Genomic DNA, 17,756 nt, shown 5'->3' on the forward strand with positions numbered 1-17,756 from the left:
AAACCCTTGGGAGCTGCCTGATGCGCTACCTGCCTTTGAACGATACCGACCGCAGCGACATGCTCGCGCGGGTCGGCGTCAAATCCGTCGATGAACTCTTTGCGGATATCCCTGAAGACGTTCGCATGAAGGGTCTGCTCGACCTTCCCAAACGAGCCAGCGAAATGGAAGTGGAGCGCAAGCTCTCGGCCATGGCATCGAAGAACACTGCGGCCGGCTCCGTTCCGTTCTTCGTCGGCGCAGGTGCCTACAAGCACCATGTGCCGGCAACGGTCGACCACCTGATCCAGCGGTCGGAGTTCCTGACCTCCTATACGCCCTATCAGCCGGAAATCACGCAAGGTACGCTTCAGTACCTGTTCGAGTTCCAGACCCAGGTAGCGCGCCTTACCGCAATGGATGTCGCCAACGCGTCCATGTATGACGGCTCCACCGGCACCGGTGAAGCCGTGCTGATGGCGCACCGGGTGACCAAGCGCAACAAGGCCGTGCTTTCCGGCGGGCTGCATCCGCAGTACCGGGAAGTCGTCGAAGGCCTGTCCAGCATGGCCGGCGATCGGGTCGTCAGCCTCCCGGCAGACCCGACGGGCACCGAAGACATCCTGTCACAGATCGATGACGAGACGTCTTGCGTCGTCGTCCAGTCACCGTCCTTCTACGGCCAGTTGATCGACCTGAAGCCGATTGCCGAAAAGGCGCACCAGCACAAGGCGCTGCTGATTGCGGTCTTCACCGAAGTGGTGTCGCTCGGCCTGATCGAACCGCCCGGAACACAAGGCGCCGACATCGTGGTCGGTGAAGGCCAGTCCATCGGCAACGGCCTCAACTTCGGTGGTCCTTATGTCGGTCTCTTCGCCACCCGCCAGCAATATGTCCGCCAGATGCCGGGCCGGCTCTGCGGTGAGACGGTGGATGCGGAAGGCAAGCGCGGTTTCGTGCTGACGCTGTCCACCCGCGAACAGCATATCCGCCGCGACAAGGCAACGTCCAACATCTGCACCAACTCAGGTCTCTGCTGCCTTGCCTTCACCATTCACATGTCGCTGCTGGGGCAGGCTGGGTTGAGCAAACTCGCCCGCATCAACCACGGCAACGCGGTCAAGCTGAAGAAGCTTCTTGCCGGCGTGCCCGGTGTCGAGGTTCTGAACTCGGCCTATTTCAACGAGTTCACGATTGCGCTGCCGAAGGTGGCCGAGGACGTGGTCGAGCAACTGGCCGAACGTGGCGTTCTCGCTGGCCTGCCGGTTTCTCGACTGGAGCCGGGCAACAAGGATCTCGCGAACCTGTTGGTCGTCGCGTCGACCGAAGTCAATACGGATGAAGACCGCGCGGCCTTTGCGGACGCGCTGAAGGAGGTGCTGGCATGAGCATGAACACGCAAGGCCGCCCGACCGCAGCAGGTGATGCCGGGGATGCTTTCCGCCCGAAGACTTTCACCGGCAACCGTGGTCTCGATATGGAAGAGCCGCTGATTTTCGAATTCGGCTCGCTGGAAACAACCGGTGTCGATCTCGACGAGGACGAAAGCGCGGAGTTCGAGCTTGGCAGTTTCAAGCGCAAGGCCGAGATCGGTCTACCGGGCCTCGCCGAACCGGAAGCCATGCGCCACTATGTGCGCCTGTCGCGGAACAACTATGCCATCGATAGCGGTCTCTATCCGCTCGGCTCGTGCACCATGAAGCACAATCCGCGCCTCAACGAGAAGATGGCCCGTCTGCCGGGCTTCGCGGACATCCATCCGCTTCAGCCGGTGTCCTCGGTGCCCGGCGCACTGGAACTGATCGATGCGCTTGCCCACTGGCTGATGGTGTCCACCAACACCTCCGCTGTCGCGATGAGCCCGAAAGCCGGTGCCCATGGCGAATTGTGCGGCATGATGGCGATCAAGGCAGCCCACACCGCTGCCGGCCGTGATCCGAAGATCGTTCTGGTGCCGGAAAGCGCCCATGGCACCAACCCGGCAACGGCAGCGCTCTTGGGTTACAAGGTCGTCAACATCGATGCCAAGGACGACGGGACCGTCGATCTGGAGGCACTTAAGAAGACCATTGCCGAACACGAAGGCAACATCGCCGGCATCATGCTGACCAACCCGAACACCTGTGGGCTGTTCGAACGGGAAGTGAAGCAGATCGCCGATCTGATTCACAAGGCGGATGCCTATTTCTACTGCGATGGCGCCAACTTCAACGCCATCGTCGGCAAGGCTCGCCCGGGGGATCTTGGCGTCGACGCCATGCATATCAACCTGCACAAGACCTTCTCGACGCCTCACGGCGGCGGTGGCCCGGGTTCCGGTCCGGTCGTCCTGTCCCAGAGACTGGCTCCTTTCGCGCCGCTGCCGTTCATCCGCAAGACGGAAAAAGGTGTCGAACTGGTCGAAACCGAAGCCGCCACCAAGGACGGCGAGCAGCCGTTCGGCCGCATGACCGCGTTCCACGGCCAGATGGGCATGTACGTGCGGGCTCTGTCCTACATGATGAGCCACGGCTCCGACGGCCTGCGGCAGGCGTCTGAAGATGCGGTGCTCAATGCGAACTATATTCGCGTCGGCCTGCAGGACCTGATGAGCCTGCCCTTTGGCGAACGTCCGTGCATGCACGAAGTGCTGTTCGACGACAGCTTCCTGAAGGACACCGGCGTGACCACGCTCGACTTCGCCAAGGCGATGATCGACGAAGGCTATCATCCGATGACCATGTACTTCCCGCTGGTTGTCCATGGCGCGATGCTGATCGAGCCGACGGAATCGGAAAGCCGGGCTGCGCTCGATCTTTTCGTCGCCACCATGCGCGATCTCGTGATGAGCGCAAAGCGCGGCGAAACGGAACGCTTCTCCGGTGCACCGTACCTTGCCCCGCGACGCCGTCTGGACGAAACGGGTGCAGCTCGCAAGCCGGTCCTGAAATGGACCGAGCCGGCTCCGGCCGAAGTGACCCCGGCTGCTGCCGAGTAGCACGTGGACAAATTTTCAAGGATGAAAACCCCGGCTTCGGCCGGGGTTTTTTTGTTTCCTGTCGCTCAGGTGTGCGCTGTCACCACGTTGGAGACGTGAGGAAACCGGATTGCCTTGCCGTCAAAACAGGGGCCCAGTTCTTTCAGGAAATCATTGAAGCAGGCGTTTCTGTCGTCTTCGGATAGCCGGGAGAGCTTGTCTCCGGTATGCATGCCGCCCATGGCTCCGGCGGCATACGCACGGCCATCCGGGTGATGAAGCGTCAGTGAAACTGTCTCCAGTTGGATATCCAGAAACCCGGCTTCTTCAAAGTTCGATCGTATTTCTCCAGGGTCGGAGAGTTGGCAGATCGCACGAACGGCTGCCCCCGCCTCTGCGCCGACGTGTTTTTCCAATGCGGTTGCCTGCGCCATCAGCAGAGGATTTTCTGACAGACCGCGGGAAACGCAGAAGGCGACGCGGCCCCCGGGTGCCAGAACGCGGTGAAGTTCGCGCAGGGCTCCGACACGATCGGGGAAGAACTGCAAAGCCTGCTGACAGTAAGCGAGGTCAAAGCCGCCATCAGGGAACGGCAGATCGCCTGCGGTCGCCTCGAACCATTCTGCGTCTATCCCGTTTACGCTGGCCTTTTCGGCTGCAACGGCCAGCATTCCCGCACTCATGTCCACGCCGGCCAGTTTTGCGAACCCGTTCCCAAGGCTCGCGACTTCACGGATTACCGCACCGGTGCCGCACGCAAGGTCCAGGATCCGGTCTTCGGTTTGGGGTGGTTGCCGTTGGAGCAGCTCTTGTGCCCAAGGCTGAAAGATCACCGGCACCATGACACTGTCGTATCGCTCGGCAAATGTTCCGTTTCGGGGGACGCCTTCCTGATTGCTCATGGTTCGCTCCAGACTACGAACGGGACCGGCAGTATAGCTCCAAACCCTCGCCAAGGCACGGAACCTGGTTTTCACCGGGATCGAAACGTCTGGCTTAGGGCCCTCGATTCCAGGGTGATGACACACAGGGGCCTTCAAAATTCTTATTGACAATATAAATGTCAAAATGACATATAAATTGTCAAATGAGGTGTCCATGAAGAAGTCCGTCGAGCTTTATGAAATCATCCGCCTGATACGCCCCGTGCATCGCCGGCTTGCGCGGGCGGTGGAGGCCAAGCTGGAGGGAACCGGCGTGACCGTCGGTATGCGAGCGGTCATGGAAGTGCTGGAGGAGGCCGGGCCGATGGCGGTACCCGAGATCGGCCGGGCGCTGTTTCTTGCCCGCCAGCAGATCCAGCTCGTGATGAACGCTCTGGAAGAGCAGGGACTGGTCGAGCGCCGGGCCAATCCGGCGCACAAGCGATCACCACTGTTTGCCTTGAATGAAGCGGGGCACGACCGGTTCGGAGAAATCCGGGCACGGGAGACTGACGAAATCGAGACAGTCTGCGAGCTCTTCTCGGACGACGATCTGCGTTCCACGCAGCGGGTGCTCTGCACCATGCTTGATCATTTTGCCGCGTTCGAGGACGACCCGGATCGGCCCAAGGCACTGGAATAATTTCACGAACAGGAGAGGTCACATGACCGGTATCTGGATTGCGGCCGGGCTCTGTGCCGCAGGCGTTGTCGCCTATATCGTTTATTGCCTGCGGCGGCTGGGAACGCCGACAAAGGGCGCAAGTATCGCCAAGTCAATGCGGCCGGGCACAGCTCTGGTGGTGATCGACGTGCAGGAGGACTTCACCAGGAACACCAGCAAACACGCTTTTGACCCAGGCCAGAGAGACGCCGTGCTTGCCGAAATAGGACGCCAGGTGGAAGCGCACCGGATGGCAGGCCACCAGGTCGCTTTCGTCAAGAATGTCTTCCGCGACTGGCCGGTGATCGTGGCCATGAAGATGTCGGCGGGCGGTATCGGCACACCGGGGCGAGACGGTTTGAAGCTCGACCGAACACTTGCTGTCGGCAATGCTCCGGTCTTTGAGAAGTCGATCGGTGACAGTTTCTCCAGTCCGCAATTTGAAGCCTGGCTTGAGGAAAAGCGGATCGGACGGCTGGTCCTGGTTGGGCTTGATGCCTGTCATTGCGTTCAGCTGACCGCAAAGGGTGCGTTGAACCGGGGATATGACGTCGAAATCAGGGATCCTGCGACACTAACCACGACGCCGGACAGATGGACGGACCTCAAAGGCGAGTTGGGCAAACTCGGCGCAGCCTTCGCCTGAAACAGGCGCAGTCGGAGCCATGTCCGGCTGCGCTTGAAGGCCTCAGTGTGCGACCAGGAGTGATCGCTCCCGGCTGCGCAAGTCGAGAAGTTGGGAGATCCAGCTATTTCGGTTTTGCAGAAAGGCGGTCAAAAGCGCTGGATAGTCCGCAGTGACTGCTTCTTGAACCGATGTACGGGCCGCAAGCTTGCTACGCCACGCAAGAACCCGGTCGAGGTCGTCAAACATTTCAAGCGTCAAGAACGACTCAAAGACATCGAAATATCGGAACACCGGGGCGAAAGCCGCATCGACGAGCGAAAAGGCTCTGCCGGCGAAGAAGGGACCGTCCGGATCAAGTTCACCTTCCAGATGACGGAACTTTGCACGAAGTGCTTCACCCGCAGCATAAAACCCGGTGTCATCCCTGGCGTTGTAGAGCGCGCCGATGCCGTTCAGAATCTGCGAGGCGAATTCGATATAGGCCCGGTGCCGCGCGCGTTCGGCAGGGTCCTCCGGGTGCAGCCGGCTCCCTTCTGTCTCGTCCAGGAATTCGACGATCGGGGCGGATTCGAAGAGATAGCGATCACCACCCAGTTTCAGCAGCGGCACCTTGCCGAGTGGTGAGGTCGCGCGGAACCAGTCCGGTTTGTCGGCAAGGTCGATGGTAACCCGGTCAAACGGAACATTCTTTTCATGAAGGACGATCGCCGCGCGCTGCACGTAAGGGCAAAGCGCATGGCTGATCAGGGTAAGTGTGTCGGGCATCTGGAAACTCCTTTTCATGCATCTGCATCAAGATGGATGCATATGCATGAAAAATCAAGATTGATGCAATTGCATAAATTTTCTATTTCTTGGCCATGAGCAATTCCGCCGAAACCGTCCCCCAGGCCATCGACGCCTGGGCCCGTCTGCAGCGTGCAAGCGGCAACGTGCTGGCACGGGTCGAGGCACGCCTGAAGGCGGCCGGTTTCCCACCTCTTGGTTGGTACGATGTGCTGCTGGAATTAAGCCGGGCAGAGGACAAAACTCTGCGACCGGTCGAAATCGAAAAGCGGATGCTGCTGGCCCAGTACAATGTTTCGCGCCTGCTCGATCGGCTGGTGGCTGCGGGCTACATCGAAAAGCTGAAGAGCCCGGAAGACGGCAGAGGCGTCTCGGTGCGTCTGACCCAGGAAGGGGAGACGCTCTTGAAGGCCATGTGGCCGTGTTACCGGGCAGCGGTGGAAACCGAATTCACAAGGCATCTGGAGCCGGGGGACACCGAAGCGCTCTGGAAGGTGCTGGGCAAACTGGTGCAGTGACGTCTGTTCCCGGGGAGTGAACACACTGTTTCCGCATGACAGGCCAAAACATGCGTATAAGGTCGGCAAACCTTCTCTCTGACCGGACCTGAAACCCATGACCAACACCACCAATCTGGATGAACGGACCGGACTTCCGCAGGAGTGGCTGTTCCTTCTGAAAGAACATCCGCGCGAAGACTGGCCGGGTCACCGGAACCTCGGCCCACTGACCGAATTCTGGCTCGCACGGCATAACGGCTTCCGTCAGCTCGGTGCTGACCTGGATACGATCCTGACCGACTTCCGCGAACAACGGCTCCCGGTAAACCGTTTCGGCAACCTCTTTGCCCCGCGTCTGCAACAGTTTCTCAGTGAGCTGCATCACCACCACATGATCGAGGATGAGCACTATTTCCCTGTATTCATGGAAGCCGAAAAGCGCCTGGTGGATGGCTTTGAGCTACTGGAGGGCGACCACGAACTGATCCACCATCGCATTGAGGCGGTGATCAAGAGCGCCAACAAGCTGTTCGGGCAATTGCAGACGAAAGACCGCGATGCCATCCGCCGCGCGGCCGACAGTTTCGCCGGTGTCAGCGACACCCTGATCTCCGGCCTGATGCGCCATCTGGATGACGAGGAAGACCTGATCGTTCCGGTTATCCTGGATCGCGGCGAACGGAAACTCGGGTTGTCGTAACGCGGCCAGATGTGCGGAAGCGCACGCCTTTCGCCCTGGGTTAGGTGGGATTTCTTGACCGCGCGCAGCCTTGAGGCATTCCGGTTACACTTGCCGAGGTCTGGAACGTCACGAACACAACAGGCTTGACTCTTTTCCCGCCCTAACGCATTTAAGCTGGCATGACCAAGATGAGCGCATCCTTCGTGTATTTTTATTACGTCACCGACATACCGGCGGCTGCGTAGGATCTTGTTCACCCCATAGACACCTCAAAAGCCGCCGCGTCAGGCGGCTTTTTGGTTTCTAGGACCCGAGCTTCCTGGCGGGGGAACCAGGAAGCGAAAAATGACCAGACATATGATCGAAGCCGGCAAACCGGCGACAAAACTCAAATCGGAAGCACTTGCCGTGCTTCTGGAACGTGGTCTTGTGCACCAATGCACGGATATCGAGGCGCTCGACCAGACGCTGTCACAAGGGCCGATCACCGCATACGCCGGGTTCGATGCCACGGCGGCAAGTCTTCATGTCGGCCATCTGATGCCGTTGATGACCATGCGTTGGCTGCAGAAGCTCGGCCATCGTCCCATCGTCGTGCTTGGCGGTGGCACAAGTCAGATCGGCGATCCGAGTTTCCGCAAGGATGCCCGGCCGATGCTGGAAGAACGTCAGATCGCAGCCAACATCGCGAGCATACGACGATCCGTTGAGCGTCTCGTGGATATGAACGGCGAAGATGGGGCTTTGCTGGTCGACAATGCGGAATGGCTCAATGAATTCCGCTTCCTGGAATTCCTCCGCGACTATGGCTCCCAGTTCACCGTCAACCGCATGATGACCTTCGACAGCGTCAAGTCGCGCCTCGATGCTCAAATGCCGCTGACGGTTCTGGAGTTCTGCTACATGATGCTGCAGGCCGTTGATTTTCTGGAGTTGGCAAAGCGTCATGATTGTGCGCTTCAGGTCGGTGGATCCGATCAATGGGGCAACATCGTCAATGGTGTGGAACTCGGCCGCCGTGATGGCCGCAAGTTGCACGGCCTCACTGTTCCCCTGCTGACCACCGCCAGCGGTGCGAAGATGGGCAAGACGGCCGCGGGTGCCGTGTGGCTGCACCCCGAACACCTGTCGCCCTTCGGCTTCTGGCAGTTCTGGCGCAACACCGCCGATGCCGACGTCGCCAAGTGCCTGCGCCTTTTTACCGAGCTGCCGATGAGCGAAATCGAACGACTGGCGGCGCTGGAAGGGGCGGAGCTGAACGAAGCCAAGAAGATCCTGGCAACCCAGGTGACGGCAATCGTTCATGGCCCGGAAGAAGCGCGCGGCGCCTTGCAGCAAGGCGATGCCCTGTTTTCGGGCGAAGGCGAGATCCTGGAACCGACCCACAGTCTGCCGCTGAAAATTCTGGCAGACGGTCTCGGTCTTCTGGAGCTTGTGGTCGCGGTCGGCTTCGCAGCATCCAACGGCGAGGCACGGCGGCTGGTGGAAGGTGGAGGCGTTCGCCTCAACAACCAGATCGTCGACGACGCGCGCCGCCGCATTGCCACCGGCGATCTTCAGGCCAACGATCGTTTGTCGATTTCTGTCGGCAAACGCCGCAAGGCCCTGGTCGGCTTCGAGTGAGGCCGGTCAGACGGCTTGTGCATCATCGATCAGAACGGCCGGCTCCAGCCGGCCGTTGTAGCCGAAGACCTTCCCGATCAGCGGGAAGGTCACCTCTACGGTGAAACTGTACCTTCCATCGACAACACGCTCGCGCCCGACCGCTCTCGGAGCAAGGCGCAGCGGCAGCGGAATCGGTCCAAGCGAAACCTCTGCCGGGGTGATGTCGATGCCCTTGTCACTTGCCGTTACCCGCATCTTGAACAGGAAAGGTCCAAGGCGCTCGAGCATGCAGGGATACGCTTCGCCAGTACCGGCCATCATGTCGGTCTGGAACGGCTGCCCGTCAAACCGCCGGGTCCAGCGCTCTCCACCCACGATAGGTTCAAAGCTGGTCTCGACCGGAACACCCATCCGTGCTTCCGGCAACTTCGCCAGCCGGCAAATCAGCTTTGCGCCCCACGAGCTTCCCCGGCTGACATCCGCGGTGCCCCGCGCCACCCGCGCAAAGCTGTGCATCCGCCGGATTTCTGCCGGTACCTTGTCGAACTCGGGGCCGAGGATGGTTTGATAAAGCGTGCGGGGCATGTGAGATCTGCTTTGATGTCGAAGTGTCTTCTCAGACAGACCATTCTCGCGTCGATTGGACAACAGCAAAAACTCTTTGCACTTGTTTGGTGACGTCCAGATGAGCACCATTCAGCCTCCAACATCCCTCTCCACTTCCTCCGTCATGCCATGGCCCGACCATGGCATCCATGCCGTTCCCCATCCGCCAATTGAGGCTTCTGGCTGAGGCGCGGTCACGGCATGGATTGCAGGGTTGAGCCCTGCGATGACGAATGTTTGGGACGAACGAATCCTGGGTTTCCCGGACTGTGGAGAGGAACTGAAAGAGGGAAGCGCAACGCGGCAAAGAAAGAAGCCGGGATTTCCCCGGCTTCCATTTGACCGTTCAGCTCTGTTTTTCCAGCTGCCTTGCCCGGTATTCTTCCACCGGCAGGCCGCCGACGCCCCAGTTCTCAAGGTCCACTTCCTCGATCACCACGAAGGTGGTTGCCGGGTTCTTGTCGAGAACGTCAACCAGTAGGTCCGTCGCGCCTTTGATAAGCCGGGCTTTCTGTTCCGCCGTCACCCCTTCACGGGTAACCTGGATATTCACGTAAGGCATGTCAGGCCACTCCTTCGTTGCGTGGTCGAATTTCGAAGATCTTCGCCATGATTTGCCAGCGGCCTTCGTCACGCACGAAGGTCAGGAAATCGGTGAAATCGTTGTTGCCGATCGAACAGCGAACTCTGGCAAAGGCCGTGTTCTCACCGGCGAACTGGATCTCGTCGATGACATCGCGGCGCTCCTCACCCCGGGACGCCGGCGACTGGCGGGCGGCGACGACCGGTACATATTCGGCCATCGTGCGATAGAGCAGGGGTGTCTCGTCCGCCGTGGCGTAGATTGCCTTCTCGTGAAACACCTGCTGCAGCAGGCCGGTATCGCAGTGATAAAGCGCGTCGAAATAGTCGGATATGACCTTTTCCAGCGCGGTCAGGGCACTGCTCATGCCGCCAGGCCTTCTTCCTGAAGGGTCTTCAGGGTGGCCGGGCGAGCACGGATGCGCTCAACATAGGCTGCCGTCTTCGGCCAGTCGCCAAGAGACACGCCGATGAAGTTCGTCCAGTTCAAGATGACAAAGGCATAGGCGTCGGCAACGGAGAAGGTATCTCCCAAAAGATAGTCGCCGCCCTTGACCAGCAAGGCATCGAACTGGCCGAGCTTGGTATTCAGCTTTGCCTGGTTTTCAGCTGCTTCTGCTTCAGAAAATTCCTTGCCGGAAAAGAACGGACTGAAGCCTTTGTGAAGCTCTGAGGACAGGAAGCTGAGCAATTCCAGCACGCGGAACCGGTCGAGCGGCTTGCCAGCTGTATCCGTCGCAAAGTCCGGGTACTGCTCGCCAAGCCAATGCAGGATGGCAACGTTTTCCGTCAGAACGTCACCGTTCTCAAACCGAAGTGCCGGCACGTAGCCGCGCGGATTGGTCTGCGCGTATGCTGCGCCGGTCTCCGTCAGACCCGCGGTCGTATCGACTTTTTCGAGACTGTAGGTGGCTCCGGCTTCGTTGAGCAGGAGATGAGCAGCCATGGAACAGGCACCGGGTTTGTAGAACAGTTTCATCGATTGGCTCCTTGGTTTGTATCGATGCCCGGAAGGTGTCTTTTGAAGTCACCATTGACAAGTAGGTTTCTATTGGTAACTTGCATTATCGAGTTACCGGGCAGAAACCTGATGGTTCCCGCGTGACCTTGGACCCTTGAAGATCGTGTGGTGCCTATGGCCTTGAAAATGCGCAAGAATCTGAGCCCGAAACCACCGACTCCTTGCAGTCTGACCCAGTGCATGCAGGTGATTTCCGGAGCCTGGGCACCCAACGTCATCTGGAGCCTGCGGGCAGGTCCCCGCCGCTTCAACGAGCTGAAGGCGGATATTCCCCCAGTGTCCGGCAAGGTGCTGTCACAGCGCCTTTCAGAGTTGGAAGGCCGCGGTGTGCTGTTGCGCCATGTCCGCCCGACATCGCCACCTTCCGTTGAATACGAGCTGACGGATCTGGGCCAGGATCTGATTCCGGCACTGGAAGCTATTGTCGAAGTCGGGCACAAACTGAAGGTACGGCGCGATTTCCAGATGGCGGCCGAAGCCGCCGAATAGGTGGTGAAGTGGGGAGGGGCTCTTGAAACAGCAGACTTTCGTTTGCGTCCATGGTGTCTGGCATGGCGGCTGGTGCTGGTCGCGTCTGGCAAACATCCTGCGGGTACGTGGGCATCGCGTGACCGCACCAACGCAGACGGGTCTCGGCGAGCGCTCGCATCTGCTTTCGCCGGACATCACGATCCGGACCTTCGTGGAAGATATCGTCCGGCATTTACAGTTCGAGGACCTGGCGGACGTCATTCTAGTCGGCCACAGCTTTGGCGGCATTCCGATCACCGGGGTTGCAGACCTCGTGCCTGAGCGGATTGCCGGTCTGATCTATCTCGACGCGATCATGCTGGAAAGCGGAGAGACCTGGTTCGATCTTCTGCCGCAAGATCTTGCCGAAGACCGCAGGAAGCTGGCGGAAACCAGCAGCGGTGGCCTGTCACTGCCACCAGCCCCGCCGGAAAGTTTTGGCATCACGAAGCCGGACGACGTTGCCTTTTTGAAACCGCACCTGACACCGCACCCGTTCCGAACCTTCACCACGGCACTGGACCTGAAGCACCCGGTCGGAAACGGTCTTCCAGCCCATTACATCGAATGCACTGACCCGCCGTATCCACCGGCAAAAGTCGCGCTGGCCCGGGCACAGGCCAAGGGATGGCCGGTCTCTCGGATCGCGACAGGCCACGATGCCATGGTGAGCGAGCCTGAGGCGCTTGCGGATCTGCTGGAAGAGATTGCGGAAGAACTTTGACGATGAACAGGCTGCCGTTCCCGGAGCTTCAACGGAAAACGGGGCAGCCTTCTTCCGAAGACTGCCCCGCATCACTGCCAGGACAAGATCGGGTAACGCCGGCAGTCTTTAGAAGAACCCGAGTTTGTTCGGGTTGTAGCTGACCAGCATGTTCTTGGTCTGCTGATAGTGATCCAGCATCATCTTGTGGGTCTCACGGCCGATGCCGGACTGCTTGTAGCCACCAAAGGCCGCATGGGCCGGGTAGGCGTGATAGTTGTTCACCCATACGCGGCCTGCCTCGATGGCGCGGCCGAACCGGTAGCAGCGGTTGGCATCACGCGACCACACGCCGGCGCCGAGGCCGTACATGGTGTCGTTTGCAATCGCCAGGGCTTCTTCTTCGGTCTTGAACGTGGTGACGGACACCACCGGGCCGAAGATTTCCTCCTGGAAGACCCGCATCTTGTTGTGGCCTTTCAGGATGGTCGGCTGAACGTAGAAGCCGCCGGAAAGGTCGCCGTCGAACTTCGCTTCCGCGCCGCCGCACAGCACTTGTGCACCTTCCTCGACCCCGATGGTCAGATAGGACAGGATCTTGTCCTGCTGCTCGCGGCTGGCCTGGGCACCGACCATGGTCTCGATGGCGCGCGGGTCACCCTGCTTGATGGCTTTCACACGGGCGATCGCCCGTTCGATGAAGGCTTCGTAGATGTCTTCCTGGATCAGGGCGCGGCTCGGACAGGTGCAGACTTCACCCTGGTTGAAGGCGAACAGAACAAAGCCTTCGATGGCCTTGTCGAGGAACGCATCGTCTTCGCTCATGACGTCGGAAAAGAAGATGTTCGGCGACTTGCCGCCCAGTTCCAGCGTTACCGGAATGAGGTTCTCGGTTGCGTACTGCATGATCATCCGGCCGGTTTCGGTCGACCCGGTAAAGGCGATCTTGGCGATGCGATTTGACTTGGCGAGCGGGGCGCCAACCTCTGCACCAAAGCCATTGACGATGTTGAGAACACCATCCGGCAACAGGCCGCCGATGAGCTCCGCCAGCACCATGATTGCCGCCGGGGTCTGCTCGGCCGGTTTCAGAACGACGCAGTTGCCGGCGGCGAGCGCCGGAGCCAGTTTCCAGGCAGCCATCAGGATGGAGAAGTTCCAGGGAATGATCTGCCCGACAACGCCGAGCGGCTCATGGAAGTGGTAAGCAATGGTGTCGGCATCGATCTCCGACATGGAGCCTTCCTGGCCGCGCAGAACGCCTGCGAAATAGCGGAAGTGGTCGACGGAAAGCGGAATATCGGCTGCCGTGGTTTCGCGGATCGGCTTGCCGTTGTCCCAGGTTTCTGCCTTGGCCAGAATGTCGAGATTCTGCTCCATCACATCGGCGATTTTCAGCAGAATATTGGCACGCTCTGCTGCCGGGGTCCGGCCCCAGGCTTCCTTGGCCGCATGGGCCGCATCAAGCGCCAGGTCAACGTCAGCGGCATCGGAACGGGCGACTTCGCAAACGGTGGCGCCGGAAATCGGCGTGATGTTGTTGAAATACCGTCCGTTCACAGGCGCAACGAATTTGCCGCCGATATAGTTGTCATAGCGGGACTTGAACGGAGACGTCGTATCGACGGAAAAACTGGGCATCTGATTCATCTGGGTTCCTCCACAAGATCGGCGGTCAGGCAACCGAAGCTGCGACGGGCCGAAGGTCCCGGTCCTCCACCGGGAATGGGTGGACTGTGCCGGAGGAACTTGCGCAGTGGTAGGAGGGGGCAGATGCCTGTGTCCGGCATGTGTCTCAGTTCTGAGACAGGTCAGCCAGGATATCAGTCTATGTTCAGCCGTTTCATTCGCCGGTAAAGGGTTGCCCGGCCGATGCCGAGCGCGCGCGCGGCTTCGGAAACGTTGCCGCCGGCCCGCGCCAGTGCACGAATGACGGCAGCCCTTTCGGCCTTCTCAAAGCCGCTCGGGCCATCCTCGCGGCCAAGCAGATCGGAAGCGGGCAGGGGCTTCAGAGGGCCGCTTGCACCAAGCCCGAAGGCCTTCCTGGCAGCGCGCGTTGCCCCGAGAACAATGTCGTCGGCGTCGACGGCAAGCAGCATTGCGGTATCGGTGGTTTCCCCGTCGGCGACGATGATACGGGCGGCTGGAAAAGCGGCGCGGAAGGTTTCGATCTCGATCTGTCTTGCAGTCTGCGAGACCATCGCTGCGATCAACCGGTTGAAGGTTTCCGTCTGGTCGGAACGGGCAGAAGACACATCGAGTGCACCGGCGAGCCTGCCGTCCGGACCATAGATCGGCGCGTCCATGCAGCTCATGCCGACATTGCGAGCCAGGAAATGTTCCTGCCGATGGACGATCAGATTGCGTTCCTCGGCAAGGCAGGTGCCGATGCCGTTTGTTCCGACGGCGGCTTCGCTCCAGTCGGTGCCCTGGCTGAGACCCCAGTCCTGAAAGATGTCCGCATCGGCGCTCATGCAGCGCTGGTCAAGCACAACCCCCTCCGCGTCGGTCAGCAGAACCGTGCAGCCGGACTGACCGACCAGGCCGAATAACTGGTCCAGTTTCGGCGTGGCGATTTTCAGGAAGGCGCCTGTCTCTTCCCGGCGCCGGTAAAGCTGGTCGTCCCCCATGCGCTGGGGCGCCTTGTGGGCGGCAGGGTCTAGGCCGTGCTTGTCGATCGATCTGCGCCACGAGGCTGCAATCCGGGACAGCGCAGGCGCTGATCCCGATTGCACGGTTCGCAGAACTGTCTCGACATGGTCTTTCATAAATGCGACCGCCGACCTCGGGTCTTCCGGCCGTTTGCGCCGGTTTCAAACCGTCGGATCGTTCCTCCCATGAACGCTCGATTGATCGCGGAGGATGGAGGGATTGCATGGCGATTGCAAGCCGTCTGTCCGGCAAGGGGCCGAACCGAAGACGCGGCCGAGCCGGACACGAAGGTTTGCATTGCCTTTCCGGTACCTCAAACGATGCGCCTTCTTCCGGCAAGAGTTTCAGGTATTCATTGTTGTTTTTCTCAATGGGTTATTTGGAGAAAAAGAAACGTTGGGTAATTAAATCGGAAAACTCGCGCGGAAGTAGTGATTGTTTGTCAGTAATGGCAGTTAAAAACAGACATATGTCTGGAACTGATTAATGCTGACGTAAGCAAATTCGTATACTCACAATGCTAACTCTGGAGGAGTCTGCATGTATGGAATGGTGAACGAAGGCATTCGCACCTTCATTCTGGACAACCACGGACCCGAGGCCTGGCAAAGCATTTGCGAAACCGCGGGCCTGGAGGAACTCGAATTCGAAAGAATGTCGAGTTATGACGATGCCATCACCTACAAGCTCGTCGGTGCCATCTGCAGCTTTACCGGCCTGCCTGCATCGGACGTCCTGAGCATCTTCGGAAAATACTGGGTCGAATACGCAGGCGCCTCGCATTTCGGCAATCTGATGCGCCTTGCCGGCAATTCCTTCATCGAGCAGTTGAAGGGGCTCGATGACATGCACGACCGGATCCTGCTGTCGATGCCACATCTGAAGCCGCCGTCCTTCGAGGTCGACCAGAAGGAAGATGGATCCTGCATTCTGCACTACTATTCCGATCGTGACGGACTGGCGCCGATGGTCATCGGACTTCTGCATGGTCTCGCCAAGGAGACCGGTGAGAGCATCGAGGTCAACCAGGTCGCGGTGAAATCGGAACAGGCGGATCACGACATCTTTGAAATCCGGATCCTCGACACTGCACTCAAGCCCATGAGAACCGAGGCCGGAATTTGACAGCATCCAAACTCGATCTGACCTGCAAGGCCATCGACATGCTTTTTCCCATGCATGTTGTTCTGGACAATTGCGGCCGGATCAGTGGACTGGGTCCGACCCTTGAACGGATCCTCGGGCCGGAAGCGTCGGGAGCGAACTTGTTCGACGTCTTCACGGTTGAGCGGCCGCGTAACGTCAGATCCATGGCCTGTGTTCGCGAAAGGCTCGGCACGAAACTGGTCCTTTCCGCATGTCCGCAGGATGGCGAACCTATACAGTTTCGCGGTTTTGCCCTTGCTGCTGCGGACGAGGACACGGTGTTTCTGGACCTGTCCTTCGGTCTTCACCTGTCGCAGGTCGTGGAACGTTTCGGGTTGACGGAAACCGACTTCAAACCGAACGACTTCTCCATCGATCTCTTCTACTCCTTCGAAGCGCAGCGCACGCTTCTGGAGGACAGCCAGAAGATGGCAACCGCATTGAAGGCGGCGAAGATCGAAGCGGAAAAGAAGGCCTCACAGGATCCGCTGACGGAGATTGCCAACAGAGGGGCACTGCACCGGCGTCTGGAAGAGGCGTTGCAGCTGCCCGACACCGGGCACGTGTTTGCGCTCCTTCACATCGACCTCGACGAATTCAAGTCGGTCAACGACAACTTCGGCCATACCGCGGGCGACATGATCCTGATGCAGACGGCCGAGGCGTTGTCGGCGATATGCGGTCCGAACGACCTTCCTGCACGGCTTGGCGGTGATGAATTTGCCCTGTTTCTGGCTGAGCCTCCGGACAAGGAAAGCCTCTATGCCATGGCGCTGCGCCTCTTGAATGCGATCGCCATGCCGATCCGCTACAACGGGCACAGCTGCCAGGTCAGCGCGAGTATAGGCGTGGTTCTGTTTCATCCCGGCGAAGTGCAGAACGCCGACAGGCTGATCGCGAATTCCGATATCGCGCTTTACGATGCCAAGGTCACCCGGTCGTCCGTCAAATTGCTGTCAAAGGAGATGATCCGGCGGCACGAGGAGACGAGCAGGTTGGTCTCACAGATCGAAGAAGGTCTGAAACGCAGCCAGTTCGTTCCCTATTTTCAGCCGCAGATCGATATCGTCACGGGTCGGGTGTGCGGCCTGGAGGTGGTCGCGCGCTGGGAGACGGCAGAACAAGGGGTTTTGCCACCGGCCCGTTTCCTGGAAACGGCGACCAGGGCAAACATCATGTCCGAAATCGACCGGCAGGTGCGTTGTAAGGCGTTCACCCATTTTGTTGCCTGGAAATCCGCCGGCAGGGACATAGGCAAGCTCTCGTTGAACGTGACGGCATCGAACCTCAGGTCGGTGGAATTTGTCGCGATCTTGCATGCCGAACTTGCCGCGGCCGGCCTGAAGCCCGGGGACATTCAGCTGGAGCTGCTGGAATCGATCCTCTTCGACCAGTCGGATCAGGAGCTGATTGCCCAGTGCCGTAACCTGGAACAGGCAGGTTTCGCCCTGGCCCTTGATGACTTCGGCACCGGACATTCCTCCATCGCAACCTTGATCGAAACACCGGTCGCGACGCTGAAGATCGACCGCTCGTTCGTTTCCGGGCTCGACAGGAACCCGAAGATGCAGAGAATTGCCGGCGCCATGCTGGCAATGGCCAAGAACATGGGGCTGGACGTTCTGGCGGAAGGCGTTGAAACCCGCGAGGAGCTGGAGTTCCTGAAAAACTGTGGCTGCCGTCTATTCCAGGGTTTCTATTTTTCGCCGCCCATCGGTGCCGACGAGATCCTGCAATGGCTGGATGTCTGGGCGCCGGACGTGAAATACAAGAGCGCCTGATCGAGATACCGTTCCCGTATTCCATAAAGAAA

General features: G+C 59.4%; 20 protein-coding genes. 12 read left to right on the forward strand and 8 right to left on the reverse strand.

The genetic code is table 11. The features are described 5' to 3' along the window. Positions 1 to 20: 20 nt before the first annotated feature. Positions 21 to 1,367 carry an aminomethyl-transferring glycine dehydrogenase subunit GcvPA gene (gene gcvPA / locus ACVDG9_RS04415; protein WP_447237360.1) on the forward strand — a complete coding sequence of 449 codons (1,347 nt, stop codon included), beginning with the start codon at positions 21 to 23 and terminating at the stop codon, positions 1,365 to 1,367. After that, positions 1,364 to 2,956 carry an aminomethyl-transferring glycine dehydrogenase subunit GcvPB gene (gene gcvPB / locus ACVDG9_RS04420; protein ID WP_077290724.1) on the forward strand — a complete coding sequence of 531 codons (1,593 nt, stop codon included), beginning with the start codon at positions 1,364 to 1,366 and terminating at the stop codon, positions 2,954 to 2,956. The genes gcvPA and gcvPB overlap by 4 nt, the downstream gene beginning before the upstream one ends. 65 nt (positions 2,957 to 3,021) lie before the next feature. On the opposite strand, the gene ACVDG9_RS04425 is transcribed toward gcvPB, so the two are convergent. Further along, a complete protein-coding gene (locus ACVDG9_RS04425; RefSeq protein WP_296597431.1) occupies positions 3,022 to 3,837 on the reverse strand; it encodes a class I SAM-dependent methyltransferase in 816 nt (271 codons plus the stop codon). Positions 3,838 to 4,033: 196 nt separating this feature from the next. Between ACVDG9_RS04425 and ACVDG9_RS04430 the strand changes: the two genes are divergently transcribed. Further along, positions 4,034 to 4,501 (forward strand): MarR family winged helix-turn-helix transcriptional regulator, encoded by a 468-nt coding sequence (locus tag ACVDG9_RS04430; RefSeq protein WP_023001998.1) that lies wholly within the window; start codon positions 4,034 to 4,036, stop codon positions 4,499 to 4,501. Between the two features lie 22 nt (positions 4,502 to 4,523). After that, on the forward strand, positions 4,524 to 5,168 hold the full coding sequence (locus tag ACVDG9_RS04435) for a cysteine hydrolase family protein (RefSeq protein WP_447237361.1): 645 nt from the start codon (positions 4,524 to 4,526) through the stop codon (positions 5,166 to 5,168). 42 nt (positions 5,169 to 5,210) lie between these two features. Here the strand turns inward: ACVDG9_RS04435 and ACVDG9_RS04440 are convergent, their stop codons facing one another. Then, a complete protein-coding gene (locus ACVDG9_RS04440) occupies positions 5,211 to 5,915 on the reverse strand; it encodes a glutathione S-transferase family protein (RefSeq protein ID WP_296601177.1) in 705 nt (234 codons plus the stop codon). Between the two features lie 95 nt (positions 5,916 to 6,010). Between ACVDG9_RS04440 and ACVDG9_RS04445 the strand changes: the two genes are divergently transcribed. The 3 genes from ACVDG9_RS04445 (at position 6,011) to tyrS (ending at position 8,741) form a co-directional block, all read left to right on the forward strand. Beyond that, positions 6,011 to 6,454, forward strand: a complete 444-nt coding sequence (locus ACVDG9_RS04445; RefSeq protein ID WP_023001995.1) for a MarR family winged helix-turn-helix transcriptional regulator — start codon at positions 6,011 to 6,013, stop codon at positions 6,452 to 6,454. 97 nt (positions 6,455 to 6,551) lie between these two features. Continuing rightward, positions 6,552 to 7,136: a hemerythrin domain-containing protein gene (locus ACVDG9_RS04450; RefSeq protein ID WP_075282278.1), complete on the forward strand. Its 585-nt coding sequence runs from the start codon at positions 6,552 to 6,554 to the stop codon at positions 7,134 to 7,136. 327 nt (positions 7,137 to 7,463) lie between these two features. Then, entirely contained in the window at positions 7,464 to 8,741 is a 1,278-nt protein-coding gene (tyrS, locus tag ACVDG9_RS04455) for a tyrosine--tRNA ligase (RefSeq protein WP_023001993.1), read from the forward strand. A gap of 6 nt (positions 8,742 to 8,747) precedes the next feature. Here the strand turns inward: tyrS and ACVDG9_RS04460 are convergent, their stop codons facing one another. The 4 genes from ACVDG9_RS04460 to ACVDG9_RS04475 form a co-directional block, all read right to left on the reverse strand. Next, positions 8,748 to 9,308: a DUF4166 domain-containing protein gene (locus ACVDG9_RS04460; RefSeq protein WP_447237362.1), complete on the reverse strand. Its 561-nt coding sequence runs from the start codon at positions 9,306 to 9,308 to the stop codon at positions 8,748 to 8,750. A 367-nt stretch (positions 9,309 to 9,675) separates the two neighbouring features. Next, complete coding sequence (locus tag ACVDG9_RS04465; RefSeq protein ID WP_075282280.1) at positions 9,676 to 9,891, reverse strand: tautomerase family protein; 216 nt, start codon at positions 9,889 to 9,891, stop codon at positions 9,676 to 9,678. A 1-nt stretch (position 9,892) separates the two neighbouring features. Next, complete coding sequence (locus ACVDG9_RS04470; RefSeq protein WP_062490234.1) at positions 9,893 to 10,279, reverse strand: nuclear transport factor 2 family protein; 387 nt, start codon at positions 10,277 to 10,279, stop codon at positions 9,893 to 9,895. After that, on the reverse strand, positions 10,276 to 10,890 hold the full coding sequence (locus ACVDG9_RS04475) for a glutathione binding-like protein (RefSeq protein WP_447237363.1): 615 nt from the start codon (positions 10,888 to 10,890) through the stop codon (positions 10,276 to 10,278). The genes ACVDG9_RS04470 and ACVDG9_RS04475 overlap by 4 nt, the downstream gene beginning before the upstream one ends. A gap of 222 nt (positions 10,891 to 11,112) precedes the next feature. Here ACVDG9_RS04475 and ACVDG9_RS04480 point away from each other — a divergent pair, with 222 nt between their 5' ends. After that, positions 11,113 to 11,421, forward strand: coding sequence for a winged helix-turn-helix transcriptional regulator (locus tag ACVDG9_RS04480; RefSeq protein WP_023001988.1), 309 nt, complete (start codon positions 11,113 to 11,115; stop codon positions 11,419 to 11,421). Positions 11,422 to 11,443: 22 nt separating this feature from the next. Continuing rightward, positions 11,444 to 12,166, forward strand: a complete 723-nt coding sequence (locus ACVDG9_RS04485) for an alpha/beta fold hydrolase (RefSeq protein ID WP_447237364.1) — start codon at positions 11,444 to 11,446, stop codon at positions 12,164 to 12,166. A 108-nt stretch (positions 12,167 to 12,274) separates the two neighbouring features. On the opposite strand, the gene adh is transcribed toward ACVDG9_RS04485, so the two are convergent. Next, positions 12,275 to 13,795, reverse strand: coding sequence for an aldehyde dehydrogenase (gene adh / locus ACVDG9_RS04490; protein ID WP_023001986.1), 1,521 nt, complete (start codon positions 13,793 to 13,795; stop codon positions 12,275 to 12,277). Positions 13,796 to 13,968: 173 nt separating this feature from the next. Next, positions 13,969 to 14,913 (reverse strand): GAF domain-containing protein, encoded by a 945-nt coding sequence (locus ACVDG9_RS04495; protein ID WP_023001985.1) that lies wholly within the window; start codon positions 14,911 to 14,913, stop codon positions 13,969 to 13,971. 107 nt (positions 14,914 to 15,020) lie between these two features. Between ACVDG9_RS04495 and ACVDG9_RS04500 the strand changes: the two genes are divergently transcribed. The 3 genes from ACVDG9_RS04500 to ACVDG9_RS04510 are packed head-to-tail and all read left to right on the forward strand — an operon-like array spanning position 15,021 to position 17,724. Then, positions 15,021 to 15,284, forward strand: a complete 264-nt coding sequence (locus tag ACVDG9_RS04500) for a hypothetical protein (protein ID WP_367020315.1) — start codon at positions 15,021 to 15,023, stop codon at positions 15,282 to 15,284. 53 nt (positions 15,285 to 15,337) lie between these two features. Then, positions 15,338 to 15,922, forward strand: a complete 585-nt coding sequence (locus ACVDG9_RS04505) for a heme NO-binding domain-containing protein (protein WP_062490227.1) — start codon at positions 15,338 to 15,340, stop codon at positions 15,920 to 15,922. Further along, positions 15,919 to 17,724 carry a putative bifunctional diguanylate cyclase/phosphodiesterase gene (locus ACVDG9_RS04510; protein ID WP_447237365.1) on the forward strand — a complete coding sequence of 602 codons (1,806 nt, stop codon included), beginning with the start codon at positions 15,919 to 15,921 and terminating at the stop codon, positions 17,722 to 17,724. Before ACVDG9_RS04505 ends, ACVDG9_RS04510 begins: the two co-directional genes overlap by 4 nt. Positions 17,725 to 17,756: the final 32 nt, after the last annotated feature.

Source organism: Roseibium sp. RP-7 (assembly GCF_053005225.1).

Coding starts and splice junctions, on each gene's coding strand:
- gcvPA (WP_447237360.1), top strand. CDS start 21: ATGCGCTACCTGCCTTTGAACGATACCGACCGCAGCGACATGCTCGCG.
- gcvPB (WP_077290724.1), top strand. CDS start 1,364: ATGAGCATGAACACGCAAGGCCGCCCGACCGCAGCAGGTGATGCCGGG.
- ACVDG9_RS04445 (WP_023001995.1), top strand. CDS start 6,011: ATGAGCAATTCCGCCGAAACCGTCCCCCAGGCCATCGACGCCTGGGCC.
- ACVDG9_RS04495 (WP_023001985.1), bottom strand. CDS start 14,913: ATGAAAGACCATGTCGAGACAGTTCTGCGAACCGTGCAATCGGGATCA.
- ACVDG9_RS04505 (WP_062490227.1), top strand. CDS start 15,338: ATGTATGGAATGGTGAACGAAGGCATTCGCACCTTCATTCTGGACAAC.
- ACVDG9_RS04435 (WP_447237361.1), top strand. CDS start 4,524: ATGACCGGTATCTGGATTGCGGCCGGGCTCTGTGCCGCAGGCGTTGTC.
- ACVDG9_RS04475 (WP_447237363.1), bottom strand. CDS start 10,890: ATGAAACTGTTCTACAAACCCGGTGCCTGTTCCATGGCTGCTCATCTC.
- ACVDG9_RS04470 (WP_062490234.1), bottom strand. CDS start 10,279: ATGAGCAGTGCCCTGACCGCGCTGGAAAAGGTCATATCCGACTATTTC.
- ACVDG9_RS04440 (WP_296601177.1), bottom strand. CDS start 5,915: ATGCCCGACACACTTACCCTGATCAGCCATGCGCTTTGCCCTTACGTG.
- ACVDG9_RS04425 (WP_296597431.1), bottom strand. CDS start 3,837: ATGAGCAATCAGGAAGGCGTCCCCCGAAACGGAACATTTGCCGAGCGA.
- ACVDG9_RS04450 (WP_075282278.1), top strand. CDS start 6,552: ATGACCAACACCACCAATCTGGATGAACGGACCGGACTTCCGCAGGAG.
- ACVDG9_RS04480 (WP_023001988.1), top strand. CDS start 11,113: ATGCAGGTGATTTCCGGAGCCTGGGCACCCAACGTCATCTGGAGCCTG.
- ACVDG9_RS04500 (WP_367020315.1), top strand. CDS start 15,021: ATGGCGATTGCAAGCCGTCTGTCCGGCAAGGGGCCGAACCGAAGACGC.
- adh (WP_023001986.1), bottom strand. CDS start 13,795: ATGAATCAGATGCCCAGTTTTTCCGTCGATACGACGTCTCCGTTCAAG.
- ACVDG9_RS04465 (WP_075282280.1), bottom strand. CDS start 9,891: ATGCCTTACGTGAATATCCAGGTTACCCGTGAAGGGGTGACGGCGGAA.
- ACVDG9_RS04460 (WP_447237362.1), bottom strand. CDS start 9,308: ATGCCCCGCACGCTTTATCAAACCATCCTCGGCCCCGAGTTCGACAAG.
- ACVDG9_RS04430 (WP_023001998.1), top strand. CDS start 4,034: ATGAAGAAGTCCGTCGAGCTTTATGAAATCATCCGCCTGATACGCCCC.
- tyrS (WP_023001993.1), top strand. CDS start 7,464: ATGACCAGACATATGATCGAAGCCGGCAAACCGGCGACAAAACTCAAA.